The sequence below is a fragment of the Prosthecobacter sp. genome, from assembly GCF_044373815.1.
GTDB lineage: Bacteria > Verrucomicrobiota > Verrucomicrobiia > Verrucomicrobiales > Verrucomicrobiaceae > Prosthecobacter.
Genome location: NZ_JBIPNG010000676.1, coordinates 1 through 2714, shown reverse-complemented (window position 1 = coordinate 2714; position 2714 = coordinate 1). Strand labels below are relative to the sequence as shown.

General features: G+C 59.1%; 2 protein-coding genes and 1 CRISPR repeat array. Both genes read left to right on the top strand.

Annotation, left to right across the window (positions count from 1 at the left end; translation table 11 throughout):
- Nucleotides 1-1977 carry a CRISPR-associated endonuclease Cas1 gene (gene cas1, locus ACIREA_RS30130; protein WP_397386016.1) on the top strand — a complete coding sequence of 659 codons (1977 nt, stop codon included), beginning with the start codon at nt 1-3 and terminating at the stop codon, nt 1975-1977.
- Nucleotides 1978-1997: 20 nt separating this feature from the next.
- The gene (gene cas2, locus ACIREA_RS30125) at nt 1998-2315 is read left to right on the top strand and encodes a CRISPR-associated endonuclease Cas2 (protein WP_397386015.1); all 318 of its coding nucleotides are present in this window, start codon (nt 1998-2000) and stop codon (nt 2313-2315) included.
- 212 nt (nt 2316-2527) lie between these two features.
- Nucleotides 2528-2714: a CRISPR direct-repeat array (repeat unit 36 nt; unit sequence CTATCCGCCCTCCTCGGAGGGCGGCCCCGTTGAAGC).

Here is a 2714-nt window from a genome sequence, read left to right as displayed (position 1 = left end):
ATGCTGGAGGTGGCGGAGTCGTTGACCGATCCTGCGACGAGAAAACCAGCCGAAAAGAACCAGGAGCCGATGCGGGCTCGGATGCTGAATGAGTTCGTTTACTGCCCGCGCCTGTTTTATTACGAGCAGGTGGAAGGGGTGTTTGTGGAGAACGCGGATACAGCGAGGGGTTCGGCGATTCATGAGAAGGTGGACCGGGGCAAAGGGGCGCTCCTGAGAGCGAAGAAGAAGCAAAGCACCGAGGGAGAAGAGCCAGGCGTGGAGAGTCAGGCCTCGGCCGAGCCAAGCGCTGGCGAGACTGCGGCGGCAGAGACCATGACGCCGGCTGAGGATGCGGAGCCTCCCATGGAGACAATTCATTCACGCTCGGCCATGATGAGTTCTACTCGGCTGGATGTAGTGGCGAAGATGGACCTGATCGAGGTGAAGGTGAAGGCCCGCAGCGCGGATGATTTTTTTGCCGTACGGGAGGCGCAGTCGGTGACGCCGGTGGATTACAAGGCGGGTGCGCCAAGACAGGGCGTGGACCAAAATGAACTGTGGGATGCGGATAAGATGCAGCTGGGACTGCAGATTCTGATCCTGCGCGACAATGGCTACCCTTGCGATGAGGGTGTCATTTATTACCGGGCGACCAAGCAGCGGGTGCGGCTGGTGATGACGGCGGAAATCGAGGCGTGGATCATCGACCGCATCGCCGCAGCGCGGGTGGTGGCGGCGTCTCCCACGATACCGCCGCCGCTGGTGAATAGCCCTAAATGTGTGCGCTGCTCTCTGGCACCGGTTTGCCTGCCGGATGAGACTCGGTTGTTGGTTGGCGCACGTCCCCTGCCCTCCGAAACCTCCCGCTTTCCCGCGAATGCAGTGGCAACTTCGCCACGACGGTTGATTGCCGCACGCGACGATGAACGTGCACTGTACCTGAACACCCAGGGGTATCGCGTGGGCGTCAAATCGGAGCGGCTGGTCATCAAGGATGGCGACAGTGTGATCGACGAGGTGCGGATGAATGACGTGACTCATGTGGCACTGTTTGGGAACATCCAGCTCAGCACGCAGGCGGTGCAGGAGCTGTGCGAACAGGAAATACCGGTGGCTTACTTCAGCATGGGCGGCTGGTTTTACGGACTGACTCGCGGGCATGGTCTGAAGAATGTGCATACGCGAATTCGGCAGTTCGCCGCAGCCTCCAATCCGTTGCAATGTCTGGCGCTGGCCCAGAAGATCGTGCAGGCGAAGATCAGGAACCACCGCACCATGCTCATGCGTCTGCATGTGCAGCCGCCTGCTGCAGCCGTGCAAGGTATGAAGGAGATCGCCGGGCGTGTGCCGTCGGCTCGCGGTCTAGATGAGCTGTTGGGCATGGAGGGCGCGGCAGCAGCGCTCTATTTTCAAAACTTCGCCGGCATGATCAAGGTGGGAGAGGACGATCTCGATGATGAAATCCCCGGACTGGAAATGACTCAGTCCGCTGAGAAAAAGCGCAAGGTCGAAGCGGAGGCCTTCACCTTTGACTTCACCCAGCGTCGCCGCCGCCCGCCCACGGACCCGGTGAATGCGCTGCTCTCGCTGGCCTACAGCCTGCTAGCGAAGGATTGCACCATCGCGTCTCTTGCAGTGGGCTTTGACCCGTACGTCGGCTTTTATCATCAACCACGCCACGGTAGGCCTGCGCTGGCCCTGGATCTGATGGAGGAATTTCGTCCGCTCATCGCAGAGAGCACGGTGCTGACTGCAATCAACAATCGCATGATCCAAAGCGGTCATTTCGTACGTGCCGGTGACGCCGTGAATCTGAGCCCCCAAGGGCGGAAGGCCTTTTTCCAAGCCTACGAACAGCGCATGAATGCCCTGATCACCCACCCGGTGTTTGATTACAAGGTGAGCTATCGCCGAGTGTTGGAACTGCAGGCGCGGCTGCTGGCACGCCATCTGACGGGAGAGATCCCGGAGTATGTGCCAATGATCACGCGATGACGATTTGAAATTTATTCCCAATGTCAGACCGCAACGTCATCGTCAGCTCACGCCATACCTACTTGGTGTGTTATGACATCGCCAACGACCGGCGGCTGAAGAAGGTCTTCAAGGTGTGCAAGAATCATGGCACGCACCTTCAGTTCTCCGTTTTCGAATGTGATCTGAATCCCCGCGAACTCGTGCAGCTCCAGCGTGAACTGAAATCGTTGATCAAGCAGGACGAAGACCAAGTGCTATTCGTCTCGCTCGGGCCTGCTGAGGGGCGTGGCGACCGGGTGATCTCATCGTTGGGATTGCCGTATTCCAAGTTTGATGCGCCGTGCTACGTGGTGTAGAACACGTCACGTCCGTTTTTGATCTTTTACATACCCCAAGTTTAGACCGCGAGCGGTTCGGTGGCGTCTCTGGGTGCCACAGGCGCTCGCACGTTGAAAACCAACGCTTTCGCCCCTTTTATTTCATGTCGTCCCTGTCGCCAGCATCATTTTTGACCAGCCGCTCGCCAAGTGCTGCTGGAAAGCTTGAATCTGCAAGGCCCGGGAGCCGACTCTATCCGCCCTCCTCGGAGGGCGGCCCCGTTGAAGCGAAGAAGACCTGCAGCTGGCCCTCAATCACAAAGATGACTATCCGCCCTCCTCGGAGGGCGGCCCCGTTGAAGCGCAACCATGTGAGCACACTGCCTGCTTTGGACCGGGCCGCTATCCGCCCTCCTCGGAGGGCGGCCCCGTTGAAGC

What these genes read in the sequence shown, in the direction of transcription:
- cas1 (WP_397386016.1), top strand. Translation starts at nt 1, where the DNA reads ATGCTGGAGGTGGCGGAGTCGTTGACCGATCCTGCGACGAGAAAACCA.
- cas2 (WP_397386015.1), top strand. Translation starts at nt 1,998, where the DNA reads ATGTCAGACCGCAACGTCATCGTCAGCTCACGCCATACCTACTTGGTG.